This window comes from Streptomyces sp. WMMB 322 (assembly GCF_900090145.1).
Lineage (GTDB): Bacteria > Actinomycetota > Actinomycetes > Streptomycetales > Streptomycetaceae > Streptomyces.
On the sequence record NZ_FMHI01000013.1, the window covers coordinates 150,831 to 165,711 of the forward strand.

General features: G+C 71.9%; 9 protein-coding genes. 7 read left to right on the plus strand and 2 right to left on the minus strand.

Translation table 11 applies throughout. The features are described from left to right. Positions 1–34 precede the first annotated feature (34 nt). Both H180DRAFT_RS20415 and H180DRAFT_RS20420 read right to left on the minus strand, forming a co-directional pair. On the minus strand, positions 35–1,714 hold the full coding sequence (locus H180DRAFT_RS20415) for a solute symporter family protein (RefSeq protein ID WP_055487540.1): 1,680 nt from the start codon (positions 1,712–1,714) through the stop codon (positions 35–37). Beyond that, entirely contained in the window at positions 1,711–2,085 is a 375-nt protein-coding gene (locus tag H180DRAFT_RS20420; protein WP_055487541.1) for a DUF485 domain-containing protein, read from the minus strand. Before H180DRAFT_RS20420 ends, H180DRAFT_RS20415 begins: the two co-directional genes overlap by 4 nt. Positions 2,086–2,586: 501 nt before the next feature. Here H180DRAFT_RS20420 and H180DRAFT_RS20425 point away from each other — a divergent pair. From H180DRAFT_RS20425 to H180DRAFT_RS20455, 7 genes are all read left to right on the plus strand, one after another. Then, positions 2,587–2,793 (plus strand): MbtH family protein, encoded by a 207-nt coding sequence (locus H180DRAFT_RS20425; RefSeq protein WP_055487542.1) that lies wholly within the window; start codon positions 2,587–2,589, stop codon positions 2,791–2,793. Between the two features lie 607 nt (positions 2,794–3,400). Then, entirely contained in the window at positions 3,401–4,438 is a 1,038-nt protein-coding gene (locus H180DRAFT_RS20430; protein ID WP_368073136.1) for a 3-oxoacyl-ACP synthase, read from the plus strand. Then, positions 4,435–4,692, plus strand: coding sequence for an acyl carrier protein (locus tag H180DRAFT_RS20435; protein ID WP_055487544.1), 258 nt, complete (start codon positions 4,435–4,437; stop codon positions 4,690–4,692). The genes H180DRAFT_RS20430 and H180DRAFT_RS20435 overlap by 4 nt, the downstream gene beginning before the upstream one ends. Then, complete coding sequence (locus H180DRAFT_RS20440; RefSeq protein ID WP_055487545.1) at positions 4,689–5,894, plus strand: acyl-CoA dehydrogenase family protein; 1,206 nt, start codon at positions 4,689–4,691, stop codon at positions 5,892–5,894. The genes H180DRAFT_RS20435 and H180DRAFT_RS20440 overlap by 4 nt, the downstream gene beginning before the upstream one ends. Beyond that, the gene (locus tag H180DRAFT_RS20445) at positions 5,891–6,973 is read left to right on the plus strand and encodes an HAD-IIIC family phosphatase (RefSeq protein ID WP_055487546.1); all 1,083 of its coding nucleotides are present in this window, start codon (positions 5,891–5,893) and stop codon (positions 6,971–6,973) included. Before H180DRAFT_RS20440 ends, H180DRAFT_RS20445 begins: the two co-directional genes overlap by 4 nt. Before the next feature lie 12 nt (positions 6,974–6,985). Continuing rightward, on the plus strand, positions 6,986–8,956 hold the full coding sequence (locus H180DRAFT_RS20450) for a non-ribosomal peptide synthetase (RefSeq protein WP_055487547.1): 1,971 nt from the start codon (positions 6,986–6,988) through the stop codon (positions 8,954–8,956). A gap of 66 nt (positions 8,957–9,022) precedes the next feature. Next, complete coding sequence (locus H180DRAFT_RS20455; RefSeq protein WP_055487548.1) at positions 9,023–14,851, plus strand: condensation domain-containing protein; 5,829 nt, start codon at positions 9,023–9,025, stop codon at positions 14,849–14,851. Positions 14,852–14,881: the final 30 nt, after the last annotated feature.

Sequence of the window (14,881 nt, forward strand, 5' to 3'; positions counted from 1 at the left end):
CCGTCGGACCCGGGCGTGGGCCGGTGCAGGCCCGTCAGTGCTGGGAGGCCCTTTCGGCGCCCGCACCGGTCAGGGCCCGCACCTGCAGCTGCGCGAAGCGGCGCGGGTCGTTCTCCTTGGACATCAGGGTTCCGACGATCGCGCAGAGGAGACCCAGCGGGATCGAGACCAGCCCCGGGTTGGCCAGCGGGAACCAGTTGAAGTCGGCGCCCGTGACCAGCGCCGTCTCCGAGCCGGAGACCACTGGCGAGAAGATGACCAGACCCACGGCGCTCAGCAGGCCGCCGTAGATTCCGGCCAGCGCGCCCTGGGTGTTGAACCGCTTCCAGAAGAGGCTCAGCAGCAGGGTGGGGAGGTTGGCGGAGGCCGCGATGGCGAATGCCAGCGCCACCAGGAAGGCGACGTTGAGGCTCTGGGCGAAGATCGCCAGGACGATCGCCGCGGCGCCCACCCCGAAGGCGGCCAGCCTGGCGACCTTGACCTCCTCCTGGTCGGTGGCCTTCCCCCGGCGGAGCACGCTGTTGTAGAAGTCGTGCGCCAGCGAGGACGAGGAGGCGATGGTCAGGCCCGCCACCGTGGAGAGGATGGCGGCGAAGGCCACCGCCGCGATGACGGCCAGCATGATCGCGGCCAGCCCGGAACCGCCGAAGTGGTCGCCCGCCGCCTCGGCAAGCTGGGGTGCCGCCGTGTTCCCGGCAGGGTCCTGCTTGGTGATGGCGTCCTTGCCGACCAGCGCGGCCGCACCGAAGCCCAGCACCAGCGTCATCAGGTAGAACGAGCCGATCAGGCCGATGCCCCAGTTCACCGACTTACGGGCGGTCTTCGAGTCCGGCACCGTGTAGAAGCGGATCAGGATGTGCGGAAGGCCCGCGGTGCCCAGTACCAGCGCCAGCCCCAGGCTGATCATGTCGAGTTTGTTCCACATCGTCTGCAGTGCGTCACCGGGCACCTCGGTGCCGAACCTGAGTCCCGGTTCCAGGAACGCCTGGCCGACTCCGCTGGTCTTCGCCGCGTCGCCCATCAGTTCGCCGAAGTTGAAGCCGTAGATCGCCAGCACCATGACCGTGAGCAGGAACGCGCCGCCCATGAGCATGCCGGCCTTGATGATCTGCACCCAGGTGGTGCCCTTCATGCCGCCGAAGGTGACGTAGACGATCATCAGGATGCCGACGACGACGATGCCCGCGATCTTGGCCGTGGCCGCGTCCATGCCCAGGTAGGTCTCGCCCGGCTTGATGCCCAGCAGCAGCGCTATCAGCGCGCCCGCACCGACCATCTGGGCCAGCAGGTAGAAGACGGAGACCGTGATGGTGGAGACCGCGGCGGCCGTCCGCACCGGGCGCTGCCGCATCCGGTACGACAGCACGTCGGCCATGGTGAAGCGGCCGGAGTTGCGCAGCAGTTCCGCCACCAGCAGAAGCGCCACCAGCCAGGCCACCAGGAAGCCGATGGAGTACAGGAATCCGTCGTAACCGAAGAGCGAGATCATGCCTGCGATGCCCAGGAAGGACGCCGCCGACATGTAGTCGCTGCCGATGGCGAAGCCGTTCTGCATGCCGGTGAAGCCGCGGCCGCCGGAGTGGAAGTCGGTGGCCGAGCGGGTCTGCCTGCTCGCCCACACGGTCACCGCCAGGGTCGCGGCGATCATCGCCAGGAAGAGCACCACGGTCCAGGTGCGGCCGGCGGACTCGCTCGCCTGCGCAAGGATGTTCATGCCCGCACCCCCTCTTCGCCGTCACCGGCGCCGCCCAGTTCGCCGCGGAGCTGCCCGGCCAGCGGGTCCAGCCGGCGGGCGGCGAACCGTGCGTAGAGGACGGCGATAGCGAAGGTGGAGGCGAACTGCAGCAGCCCGAGGACGAGGGCCAGATTGACCCGGCCGAAGAGCACGGTGGACATCGCGTCCCGCATGTAGGCGGACATCAGGACATACAGCAGGTACCACGCGAAGAACGCGATGCTCATGGGCAGGACGAAGGTCACGAGCCGGCGCCTGAGGTCCTGGAACCGCGGATCGCTGTGCATCGCGACGGTGTGCTCCACTGCCTCCCCCGGTGAGTGCGGTGGTGCGGGGGGCTGAGTCGACATCTGCGCCTCCTCGTCGTCAAATGGGCGGCTTTGGCCCATGGAATGGAGGCAACGTAAGCAGCGTCACCCCGGCGGGGAAGCGGCGCACAGCGCCGTGCGGCGAACGTCTCGGGTACGCGGCGAACGGTCGGGGACCGGTCGGCGGGCGGCCCGTATCGGCGCCAGGCGGTCGTCGCACCCGCCGGGCGGTCTGCTGCCGGGGAACGGGCCGGTGTGGGGGCAGACGCCGAGCCCGACCCAGTGGGCGGGCCCCGCTGCTGTGGCGAGCGCCCCACGGGTGAGCGGGACGCCCGGCCGTCTGGTCCGGCGGGGCGCTCCGCCGGGTTGTCCCTCGTGTTGAGAATCGCTCCCTGTGTGGATGAATTACCGCTTCGCCCGCACAGAGTGCGGACGGTTCCTTTCGTCCGCGAAATACTTGCGGGGGCGTCGGGGCTGCGGAAGTATGCACCGCCGAGAGCGTGGGGGAACGGCATTCCACTCGTTACCGGGGAAAGGGACCTGATGAGCAATCCATTCGACGACGAAAACGGCTCGTTCTACGTGCTCGTCAACGACGAGAGGCAGAATTCGCTCTGGCCGGCGTTCGCCGACGTGCCGGAGGGCTGGACGATCGCCTTCGGTGAGGACAGCCGTCAGGCATGCCTGGATTACGTCGAGGAGAACTGGACGGACATGCGGCCTGCTCACCTCGTGAACGGCACGGGCTGAGGCTTTCCGTCCCGGGGACCGCGGTCGCAGCGGCGGGTTCGTCCACCGCCGCGGCCGGGATGTGTGCGATCTGCCACCGGGGCGGGCAGCGAGCCGGGCCGTCCGCTCCTGCCCGGAAGACCCGCAGGTGGAGCCGCCCTTGGAGCGTGGCGGGAGGCCAGGTCGGGTTTCTCTCCCGGGCTTGTCCTGCACTCCCGCGGCGCCCCTTGAGGCGCCCCGGTTGCGTCGGCAACTCACCGGCGCCGGGGCGGCGACCGGCGCCGCGGGGAGCTCCGGCGCTGAAACGATCCTTTCCTCCCGGCGGGACGGACGGGGGCCGGAATCCTCGTCGGCTCCCCGCGGCGCGAACTTTTCCCTGCCCCGGAATGCGGGATTCCAAGTGTGTGGACACCGTAATCCGGGCAGAGTGTCCACACTCGCTGCTCTACGCGGAAAAACAACCCAGAACGAACCACGCCGCCGTCTTCGTCCATACCAATCCGGGCCGCATCGCCAATCCGATCAATGGGTCAACCATTGGCGATGAGACCGGGTTCTCATTTTCTCTCCTCCCGGCAGAGCCGGCTCGGTAGCATCCCACCCGACCAGAGAAATTGGGGGAGGATGCGTGACGCCTCAAGTCGCCGAAAACGGCGCATTTTCGGTGGCCGTGCGGGGTGCCGCCTGGCATGTGCCGGCGCCCGCCGTCGCGGTGCAGGACCTGCCGGAGCTGGCGTCGCTGGGCGAGAGCGAGCGACGTACGTGCCTCGCGCTGGGCGTCGACTCCGTCCGGGCCGACGAGGCCCTGAACTCGGCGGCTCTCGCCGAGATCGCCGCACGTGAAGCGCTCGCCCGGGCCGGCCTCGCCGCACGCGAACTGGGCGCCCTGATCGTCGTGGAGCCGCGCGCCCCGGAGACACTGCTCAGCTCCGAGGCGACCAGGCTCCAGCATCTCCTGGGAGCCGAACGGGCGGTCACGTTCACGGTGGGCGGCCTGGGCTGCGTATCGATCACACCCGCACTGCTCGCGGCGCGCGGACTCATGTGCGCCGACCGGGACATGGGCGACGTGCTCGTCGTGCACGGCAGCAAGCCGGCCGCCGCGGGCCGCTACCGCCACCCCGTCACGGTGAACGGCGACGGCGGGCAGGCGCTGGTGCTCTCCCACGGCGACTCCGTCCGCGCCCCCGTCCGGCTGCTCGACATCGCCCAGGAGACCAACGGCGAACACTGGGACCTCTTCCACGTGGAGTACCGGGACCGGCCCACCGAACAGTGGCGGGAGGTGTGCCGCGACCCCTCCACGTACTCCTTCCGCCTCGCGATGGAGACCCGGGGCAGGCTGTCGGGCCTGCTGAGCGGGCTGCTGGAGCGAAACGGGCTGAAGCCCGGCGACGTCCGCGGATACCTCAGCCAGAACCTGTCGGCGGCCGGCTTCACCTTCACCGAGGAGTCACTCGGGATCGGCATCATGCCGGTCTGCCGGGAGAACCTGAGGCGCTACGGGCATCTGGGCCCCAACGACGTCTTCCTCAACCTCTACACGGCGATGGAGCGCAGGGAACTCGCCGAGGGAGACCACGCCGTGCTGATCAACGTGAGCCCGGTGGCGGCGTGGAGCGTGCTGCTGGTCGAGATAGGACCCCAGGAGGAGCACGCACAGTGAACGACATCACCCGGGACATCACGGAGTTCCTCTCGGCTGCACTGAGACACGAAGTCGGACCGGACGACGACTACTTCGCCCTCGGCCTCGCGGACTCGCTCTTCGCGCTGGAGCTGGTGACCTTCGTCGAGGGCCGCTTCTCCCTCACCGTGGAGGTCGAGGACCTGGACCTGGAGAGCTTCCGCACGGCGAACCGCATCACCCGGTTCGTGCAGCGCAAGACGGGGTCGCCCGAGTTCACCGAGACCACGTGAACACGGAAGCGGGGACGGGGACTTCGCCGGTACGCGAGGCGGAGAGATTCGCGGCGGACGTACGCGGCCACACCGCAGCCTGGGACCGGGAGGGCTCGCTGCCCGCCGCCGTACGCAAAGAGGCGGCAGCCGCGGGCCTGCTCGCCGCCGATCTGCCGGAACACTACGGCGGAGCGGGCATCACCCCAGCTGAACTGGGCGAGATCTGCGCGCACTTGGGCGGCGTGTGCAGTGCGCTGCGCGGGCTGGTCACGGTACAGGGAATGGTCGCCGCGGCGCTGCTCCGCTGGGGCACGAAGGACCAGCGCGCCCGGTGGCTGCCGCAGCTGGCGGGCGGCGAGCTGACCGCGGCGTTCGCAGCCACCGAAGAGGCCGCGGGCAGCGCCCTCTCCGCCGTCGGCACACGCATCGAGGACGCCGGCGACGGCGAGCACGTGACGGTCACCGGACGCAAGAAGTGGATCACCTTCGGGCAGGTGGCACAGCTGTTCCTGGTGCTCGGGCAGGACGCGGGCAGACCCGCCGCGGTACTCGTCGAGGCGGACCGCGACGGAGTGAGCAGACAGGCCGTCAGCGGCCAACTGGGCATGCGGGCGGCGCAGATCGCCCACATCGGGCTGGACGCGGTGCGTGTACCGCGGAGCAATCTCGTCGCCCCCGCAGGGCTGGGTCTCTCCCACGTGGCTGCCGCCGCTCTCGACCACGGGCGGTTCACCGTGGCGTGGGGCTGCGTCGGCATGGCGGAGGCGTGCGTCGAGGACGCCACCGCGCACGCGGCCGCCCGTACGCAGGGGGGCGTCCCGCTGGCCGACCACCAGTCGGTGCGCGCGCTCCTGGCACGGGCGGCGGTCGAGACCGCGGGGGCGCGCGAACTCGCCCGGCGGGCGGCCCGGTTCCGCTCCGAAAGAGACACGGGCGCGGTGACGGAGACCATCGTCGCCAAGTACGCCGCGGCCGCGGCCGCCGCCTCCGCGAGCAGCACCGCCGTGCAGATCCTCGGCTCCGCAGGCTGCGAGCCGGACAGCCGGTCGGGGCGGCACTTCCGGGACGCGAAGGTCATGGAGATCATCGAAGGAGCGCAGCAGGTGGCCGAACTCCACATCGCCGAGCAGCTGATGCGCCGCCACGCACCGGCGGCTTCTCCCGGCTCCGCGTCCCCCGCCTCCGGCGGCGGCGCACGTATCGGGGAGGTGCGGGCATGACGGCCGCCGGCGGCGCTCCCGTCGTCAAGTGCCTCGTGTGGGACCTGGACGACACCTTGTGGGACGGGGTCGTGCTCGAGGGCGACGAACCGGAGCCGTTCCCCGACGCGCTGAAGACGCTGCGGACGCTGGACGAGCGGGGCATCCTGCACGCCGCCGCGAGCCGTGGCGAGTACGCCGTCACCTCCCGCCATCTCGACCGGCACGGCCTGGAGGAGTGGTTCAGCGACGTGCGGGTCGGCTGGGGCGCCAAGTCCGAAGCGGTGCGCCGCATCGCGGAGGGACTCAACATCGGCCTCGACACCGTGGCGTTCGTCGACAACGACCCGGTGGAACGTGCGGAGGTGGCTTCCGCACTGCCCGCCGTCCGCTGCTATCCGGCGGACCAGGCGGGAGCTCTGCCCGATCTCGCGGAATTCCAGCCGGAGTTCGTGACGGAGGAGGCGGGCAGACGCCGGCAGCTCTACCGCACGGAGCGGCGGCGCAAGGCGGCGGAGGAGGAGTTCGGCGAGGACAGGCAGGGCTTCCTCACATCGCTCGGCCTCGAGATGACCCTCCGGGAGGCGACCGAGGACGATCTGACGCGGGCGAGCGAACTGACCGTGAGGACACACCAGCTCAACACCTCGGGCCTGACCTACGACGCGGAGGAGCTGCGGAAGCTGAGCGCCTCGGCGGACCACCGCGTGCAGGTCGCCGAACTGCGCGACAAATTCGGCGACTACGGGATCATCGGCCTGGCGGTCACCGAACTGACCCCGCACGACTCGGTGCTCCGGCTGATGCTGATGTCGTGCCGCGTCGCCTCCAGAGGCGTGGGCACCGTCCTCCTGGACCACCTCATCCGGGAGGCGGTGGCGAGCGGCCGCCGGCCTGTCGCGCACTTCGTACCCACGGAGACCAACCGCAACATGCTCGTGACGCTGCGGTTCGCGGGCTTCGCACCGGCCGAGGGCGAGGACCCCGCACCGGCCGCGGGCGAGGAGGGCGGCGCAGCGCCTCTCGTCCTCGCCGTCGACCCGGGCCGCCTGGCTCCGCCGCGGAAGAGCCACGTACGAGTCGTCAGCGGAACGAACTGAGGTGGGACCACAGTGGTGCACGAGTCCGAGGAAGAGCGAGCCGAAGTGACCGCCCCGCACGCGTCGGGATCTCCCCGCGGGACGCAGGGGAGCGGGCCCCTGCCCTCGCTCCTGGAGAGGTTCCGGGGGCAGGTCCGGCACGCACCCGCGAGGACCGCGCTGATCGTCGGCGGTGTGGAGCTGACGTACCGTGAACTCGACCTGGCGTCCGCGGCGTTGGCGGACCGGCTGCGGCGGCATGGCGCCGGTCCCGGCCGCGTCGTGTGCATCCGCCTCGAACAGAACGCCCTCGCCGTCACCGCACTGATCGCCGCGCTGCGTACCGGCGCCGCCTGGGCCGTCGTGGAAGCCGACCAGCCGCCGAGCAGGCTGCGGGCGCTGCTCGCCGACACCGCCTGCGCGGTGGCGGTCGGTGCGGGGCCCGATCCGGTGCTGCAGGGCCTGCCGCATGCTCCCGCTCTCCTCGACGTCGCGGGGCTCGACGTACGTGAACTCGTCGCCGAGGGCGAGGCGTCCGCACACGTCGCGAACGGTGAGGACACCGAGGTCCCCGAGGAGGCACCCGCCTACATCGTCAGCACGTCGGGATCGACAGGCGCCCCCAAGGGCGTGGTGGTCAGCCGCGGTCAGCTGGCCACGTCCATCAGTCCCAGGGAAGGGGTCTACGGCTCCGAGCACTCCACCTTCCTCATGGCGATGCGGCTGTCGTTCGACGGGATGCTGGGGGGCATGTTCTGGTCGTTCACCAACGGCCACACGCTCCTGCTCCCCGACGACAAGCAGCTGAGGCAGGTGCACGAACTGGCCCGGCTGGCATCGGAGTTCGAGGCGACGCATCTCATCGTCGTCCCCTCCTACTACCGCGCTCTGCTCAAGGAGGGCCGGCTGCTGCCGGACACCCTGCGGCTGGTCGTCGTCGCGGGCGAGCCGTGCACGCAGGACCTGGTCCGCCTCCACCACGAGCGGCTGCCCGGCACCCGGCTGGCGAACGAGTACGGGCCCACGGAGACGACCATCTCCTGCACCGTCCAGGACGACCTCGACCCGTCCTGGCAGCGGATTCCCATCGGCAGGCCCTGGGACGGCGCCGAGGCGCGCGTACTGGACGAGCGGCTGCGCGAAGTGCCCCCGGGGGTGCGGGGAGAGCTGTACATCGGCGGCGGATTCGTGGCGCTCGGTTACGCCGGCCGGCCCGGCAGGACCGCGGAGCGCTTCGTGGCGGATCCCTACGGGCCGCCGGGCACGCGCCTCTACCGTACGGGCGACATCGCGCACGTCGACGAGGCGGGAGCGCTGCACTGCCACGGCAGGACCGACCACCAGGTGAAGATTCGCGGCACACGCGTGGAACTGGGCGAGATCGAGGCCGCGTTGGAGGCCCATCCGGGAGTCGGGCAGGCAGTCGTGGTGTACGACACCTCCGGAGCGGAACCCGGGCTCGTCGCGTTTCTCACGCCCGTCTCACCGGGCGGCTCCACACCGTCCTGGCCTCGGCTGCGCGCACACTGCGGCGAATTCCTCGTGGAGCAGGCCGTCCCCGTCCTCTTCCACACGGTGGAGCGGATGCCGCTCAACGCCAGCGGCAAGGCGGACCGTGCCGCCCTGAAAGCCCTCATCCCCGAGACGAAGGCCGCTTCGGGCGCCGCAGCGGGCACGGGGAACGGCTCCGGGACGGCGGGCCACGAGCAGGACGACGTGCCGGTGGACGACGCGGAAAGTCATCTGCGCAGCGTCACGGAGATCTGGGCGGCGGTGCTCGGGCACGGCGAATCAGGACCGCACGACAACTTCTTCGCGGTGGGCGGCAGTTCGCTCCGCGTCATCGACCTGCACAAACGGCTCGACCAGCGGTGGCCCGGTGTGCTGCGCGTGGGGGAGCTGTTCGACCTCACGACGGTCTCCGCACAGGCGGAGGCGATCACGTCACGGCTGGGTCTCCAGGCCCGGCCCGATGAAGAGGCACCCGCCGCCTATGAGTTGTGACGAGAAGGGTGCGGTGCTCGTGAGGCCGGCCGGTGCCGGTGAGGTGTCCAGGAACGGAAAGGCGATATGAGCGGCACGAACGCGACACGCGGACAGGCGGGCATCGCGGTGATCGGGATGTCCGCCCGTTTCCCGCAGGCCGACACCCTCACCGAGTTCCGGGCGAACCTGCGCGCCGGCCGCGACTCGGTGCGTGCTATGCCGCCCGGCCGGGTGGAGGCCTGCTGCCAGGATCCCTCCGCCGACTACCCGCAGCAGGGGTATCTGGACCGGATCGACCTGTTCGACCACGAGTTCTTCGGGCTGTCGCGACGCGAGGCGGAGGTCACCGACCCCCAGCACCGGCTGGCGCTGCAACTCACCCGGGAGGCCCTCGAGAACGCCGGGTACGCCGCCTCACGCATGCGCGACTCCCGCACGGCCGTCATCTTCAGCTCGCCCACGAACGGCTATGCGCCCCTGGTACGCGAAGTCGGCACCCTCAGCATGATCGGGAACATCCCCTGCGGTCTGCCGGCCCGCGTCTCGCACCTCTTCGGATTCACGGGCCCCTGCTACGGCGTGGACACCGGCTGCAACGGATCGCTCGTCGCCGTACACCAGGCCTCGCGTGAACTGCGCGACGGCGACGCCGACTTCGCCGTCGTCGGCGGGGCGAGCGTACGTCACGTCGTGCCGCCGGCGGCCACGGTCGGCGCCTTCCCCGGCATCGCCTCTCCGACGGCCAAGTGCCGTGCCTTCGACGAAGACGCCGACGGCGCGGCGGCCGGCGAGGGCGGAGCGGTGCTGCTGCTCACCACGCTGGAACGGGCCCTGGAGGAGGGTTCGTTCATCCACGCCGTGATCCGCGGCAGCGCCGTCGTGCACAACGGCCGCCACTCGGCCACCATCGCCACGCCCAGCGCCAAGTCACAGGCCGAGGTGATACGCAAGGCGTGGCGCAGCGCCGGCCTGGACATCGCGACGGCGGGCTACGTGGAAGCGCACGGGTCCGGCACCCGCCTGGGCGACGCCGTCGAGGTGGAAGGGCTGGCCCTCGCACGCTCCGGTGCCGCGGGCGCCGCCGGTGATCTTCCCATCGGCTCGGTGAAGACCAACCTCGGGCACCTCGATCATGCGGCCGGGATCGCGGGCCTCGTCAAGACGGTTCTGAGCGTGCGGCACGCCGAGCTGTATCCGACCCTGCACTTCACCCGCCCCGCCGAGGACGTCGACCTGAAGGCCGCACGGCTCGACGTGGTGACCTCGGGGCGGTCCTGGAAGGGCGACGTGCGCAGGGCGGGCGTGAGCTCCTTCAGCCTCGGCGGGATCAACGCGCACTGCGTGGTCGAGCAGCCGCCCGCCCCGGACGGGCGGGAGCCGGCCCGTGGTGAGGCCCCGCCGCAGCTGATCGGCGTCTCGGCCCGCAGCGCGGAGGACCTCGTCACGCTCTGCGAGCGGCTGTCGCTCGAACTGCGCGACCATTCCTGGCCGTTGGCGGACGTCGCGAGGACGCTGAACGAGGGACGGGACCACCACGGTCACCGCATGAGCGTGGTGGCACGTACGGTCCCGGACCTGGCGCTGAAGCTGGCCGCCCAGGTCACCTGGCGGAGGCTGGAGGCTTCCCCCGCCCCGGACGGCGAGGCCCCGGCCTCCGCCTCCGGCCTGGAGACCCCCGGGCGTGCGGGGGCCGGTTCCCTCGCGCCCCGGGTCGTCCTGCTGCTCTCCGGGGACGCTACGGGCACACCCGCCGGTGAGGGCGCCCCGCTGCCGGAGCAACTGCCGCTGCCGTCCGGCCCGGCCTCCCGCGTACGGGGCCAACTCGCCGCGCATGCACGGCTCAAGGACGCCGGAGTGCGCGTCGAGGGGCTCATCAGCTCCGGCGTCTCCCGCTACGCGGTGCGGCATCTCCAGGGCAGGCTCACGGCCGCCGACACGCAGGAACTGCAGGGCGTGAGGAACGGCTGGACCGGCGACGGCGACGCTCACGGCAACGGCACCGGCAACGGCACCGGCAACGGCGCAGGCGACGGCGTCTTCGGCGGTCCGCTGCGCAGCGACCGGCTCCACGCCGCCGTGGAGGAACAACTCGCCGCCGGGCCGGTGGTGTTCGTGGAACTCGCCACCCGCGGCGAGATCAGCGACCGGCTCGCCGAGCACCTCGACGGGCGCACCGATGCCCGGGTGATCACACTCGGGGAAGGTCCCGAGGGCGTCCTGGAGGCACTCGGAGCACTCTACGAGGCCCGGCTGGACCTCGACTGGACCGCGTTGAGGCCGACGGCCCCGGAGCCCGGGCCCCGCAGGGTCCCGCTCCCCGGCCACCCCTTCCGCGGTGTGCGGTGCTGGGCCCGCCCGCTGGGCGACATCATCCGCTTCGACGCCCCCGGCACCGCGCCGCAGCAGTCCGGGTCGGCGGCAGAGCAGCCACCCTCGGCGACCGCCCCCGGGCCTGCCACCCCGGGGCGGGACGCGGATCCCGCCCCGGAGCCGCCCGCGGCGAGCAGCACCCCGGCGGCACCCCGTGCATCCGCCCCCGCACCGCTGCCCGCCCCCGGGACCGAGCCGGCGGACAGTGCCCCCACGGTGCCCGGAGCGGCGCAGGGTGAACCGGCTGCCGCCGCCGTCACGCCGGACGGTCCCGGGCACCCCGCCGGGACCCGGGCGGCGAGGCATGCGCCGTCACAAGCCCCCGCGGCCCCCGCGGCCCCCGGTCCGGCGACGGGGGGCGCGGCCGAGGGATCGCCGCCGCCTGTCGGCGCGGACGTGCTGCCGTGGCTGCGCCGCACCCTCGCCGAACTGCTCTACGCGGACGAAGTGGCCCCCGACGCCGACTACTTCTCCATCGGCGGCAACTCCGTCATCGCCCTGCAGCTCATCGAGCGCGTCATCAGCCGGTACGGGGCACCCCTCAAGCTCGTCGACATCTACGCCCACCCCCTCGTGTCGGATCTCGCCGCCGCCGTCGCCGACCGCATGCCGCAACCGGCGGGCGACCCGGAGGAGCGGCCGGCGGCCGACGGTTCCGTGGCTGCCGCCTCCGCCGCGGACGTGCACAGGCTGCCGCCGATCCGCCCCGGCCAGGAGCCGACGCTCTCCTACGGTCAGGAGCGCATGTGGTTCCACCACCAGCTCGACCCGGACACCACCCTCTACAACCTTCCCGGCGCCTCCCGGCTGCGCGGCGAACCCGACCTCGAAGCGCTGCGCCTGGCCTGGGAGGACCTCGCCCAGCGCCATGAGGCCCTGCGCTCGAACTTCGCCGAGGTCGACGGCCGTCCGCAGCTGGTCGTGCGTCCCGAACTCGGCGACTTCTTCCGCGTACTGGACGTCTCGGGGGAGGAGGACCCGGAGGCGGCGGCCCGTGCCGCCGTGCAGAAGGAGACGCACTGGGTCTTCGACGTGGCCCACGACCCCCTGGTACGGGTCACCGTCGTACGCATCGCACCCGGCGACCACCTCTTCTGCTGGACGATGCACCACGGCGTGAACGACGGCTGGGCGCCGCAGATCCTCATGGGCGAACTGCTCCAGTTCTACGAGGCGCGCTGCGAGGGCCGTGTACACCGGCCCGAACCGCTGCCCGTGCAGTACAGCGACTACGCCCGATGGCAGCGCGACCTGCTGGAGGGCTCCCTTCTCGACGGCGAACTGGACTACTGGCGTGAGCAGTTGCGCGAGCCCCCGGCGCTGGAGCTGCCCACCGACCGGCCGCGTGCCGCACGCATGGACTTCGCCGGCGCGACGCACGGGTTCACGGTTCCCGCCGAACTCGTCGGCAAGCTGCGGGCCATGGGCAGCAGCGAGACGGCCACGCTGTTCATGGTGATCCTCACCGGGCTCAATGTGCTGCTCTCCCGCTGGTCCGGGCAGCGCGACATCGTCATCGGCACGCCCACCATCGGGCGCAGCCGTCCCGAACTGTGGGGGCTCCTCGGCTTCTTCAACAACACCATCGCCCTGCGCTCCGACCTGTCCGGCGACGCCACCTTCCGCGAACTGCTCCGCCGTGTCCGCGCCGTCGTGCTGGGAGCGATGGAGCATCAGGAGATCCCCTTCGACAGGGTCGTGCGTGAGGTCGCGCCGGACCGCGATCCCAGCCGGAACCCGATCTTCGACGTCATGTACGTCCATCAGACGCTGCCGCCGGACTTCTCCTTCGGCGAGAGCACGTTCAACCCGGGACGCCCGGGCGGGGAGGAGGACGAGACGCCGCTGTTCCCCGGACTGCCGCCGGGCACGGCCAAGTTCGACCTCACGGTGGTCGTCGCGGAACGCCCGGACGTCGAAGAGCTCGAGGTCGCCGTGGAGTACAGCACCCAGCTCTTCGACGCCGGCACCGTCACGGCGATGACCCGGTCTCTGCTGGACCTGCTGTGGGCCGCCGCCGACGACGCGGACGTCGACCACCTGGAACTGCCGGCCGGAGCACCCGCGAAGCCGGAGAGCGGGGAGCGCGGCGCAGCCGGCCGGAGCACCCCGTCCCCGGCATCGGCCGTCGACCCGGCCGCACCGGCCCCGGCACCCGCCCGGGACCGTGCGCCTGCCCCTGCCGCAGCTCCCGCACCGCCCCCGGCCCCCGAGGGCGTCTCCGCCTGCCTGCGTCTGCGTGGCGACGTCGATCCGGACGTGCTGCGAGCAGCGTTCGACGACCTGACGGAGCGGCACGACGTCCTGCGCGCCCGCTTCCCCGTCCCCGTCGAGCAGCCGCTCTCGCCCTTCGCGCGGGACGGCGCCGCCGGATTCCTCGGCGTGGCGGACGTCTCCGGCCGGACGAACCCCCAGGCAGCCGCCCGGGAGTTGGCGGCGGCCCACGGCCGTACAGCCATCGACCCGGCCACGGGCTCCCCGCTGCGGGCGCTGCTGCTGACGACCGGCACCGCCGAGCACATCCTCGTGGTCACCACACACCGCGAGGTCTACGACGGGGCACAGCCCGGAGTCTTCTTCGGTGACCTCCTCACCTTCTACGCCGCCCGCTCGGGCCACCTGACGCCGGGACCGGCCGCGCTCCCCGTCTCGTACAACGACTACGCGCGGTGGCAGCACAGCCTGCGCGCCGACGGGCTGCTGGACGGTCAACTCGCCCACTGGCAGGAGCGACTTGCCTCACTCAAGGCCTTCGAGACGCCCACCGACAGGCCGCGTCCGATGCGCGGCACGCACGCGAGCGCATCCCACGAGTTCCGCATACCGGCGCCGCTGGCCGGCGAGGTGATCCGCGACGGCGCGCGTGAGCGGCTGCTCGCGGGCATCACGGCACTGCTGACGCTGCGCTCCGGCGCGGACGAGGTGGTCGTCGGGCTCACCGAGTCGGCCCCCGACACCGATTCGCCACACCTGAGGGGCTCCGGCGCGGACCGGCCGCCCCTGGGTGAACTGCTCGGCCCGTTCGCGAACCCGCTGGCCCTGCGTATCGACACGGCCGACGAACCGGGCCTCGACGCCCTCACCGCCCGCGTCCGCGAAGTGATCGCCGCCGCCGAGGGCAACGCCGATGTGCCGTTCGAGGACGTCGTACGGGCCCTCCGGCTCCCCCGGCAGCCGGGGCGGGCACCGCTCTTCGACGTCACCTACGCCCACCATGCACTGCCTCCGGCCCTCGGCGCGGCCTCGGGGCTCGACGTGCGGGGAGTGCGCTGGCCCGGTTCGCACGCCGCCCGCCTGATGGTCCCCGCCGAGGACGGCACGAGCGCCCACGACCTGGCCTGGTCGGTGCTGGAGGGTGACGAACCCGGCGCGCTGAGCGTCTCCGTGGAGTACCGCACGGAGCTCTTCGAAGCCGGGACGGTGGCCGCCATGGCCGGCGACCTCGTGACGCTGCTGCGGCTCGGCCTGCGCGAGCCCGCCGTGCCGCTGAGCGACCTGTGGCCCGCGGCGACCCCGCCGCATGCCGGGCCGCACGCCGGCTGACCCCCCGAACGAACGCACCGAAGGAGGCCC

Coding starts and splice junctions, on each gene's coding strand:
- H180DRAFT_RS20415 (WP_055487540.1), bottom strand. CDS start 1,714: ATGAACATCCTTGCGCAGGCGAGCGAGTCCGCCGGCCGCACCTGGACC.
- H180DRAFT_RS20420 (WP_055487541.1), bottom strand. CDS start 2,085: ATGTCGACTCAGCCCCCCGCACCACCGCACTCACCGGGGGAGGCAGTG.
- H180DRAFT_RS20425 (WP_055487542.1), top strand. CDS start 2,587: ATGAGCAATCCATTCGACGACGAAAACGGCTCGTTCTACGTGCTCGTC.
- H180DRAFT_RS20445 (WP_055487546.1), top strand. CDS start 5,891: ATGACGGCCGCCGGCGGCGCTCCCGTCGTCAAGTGCCTCGTGTGGGAC.
- H180DRAFT_RS20455 (WP_055487548.1), top strand. CDS start 9,023: ATGAGCGGCACGAACGCGACACGCGGACAGGCGGGCATCGCGGTGATC.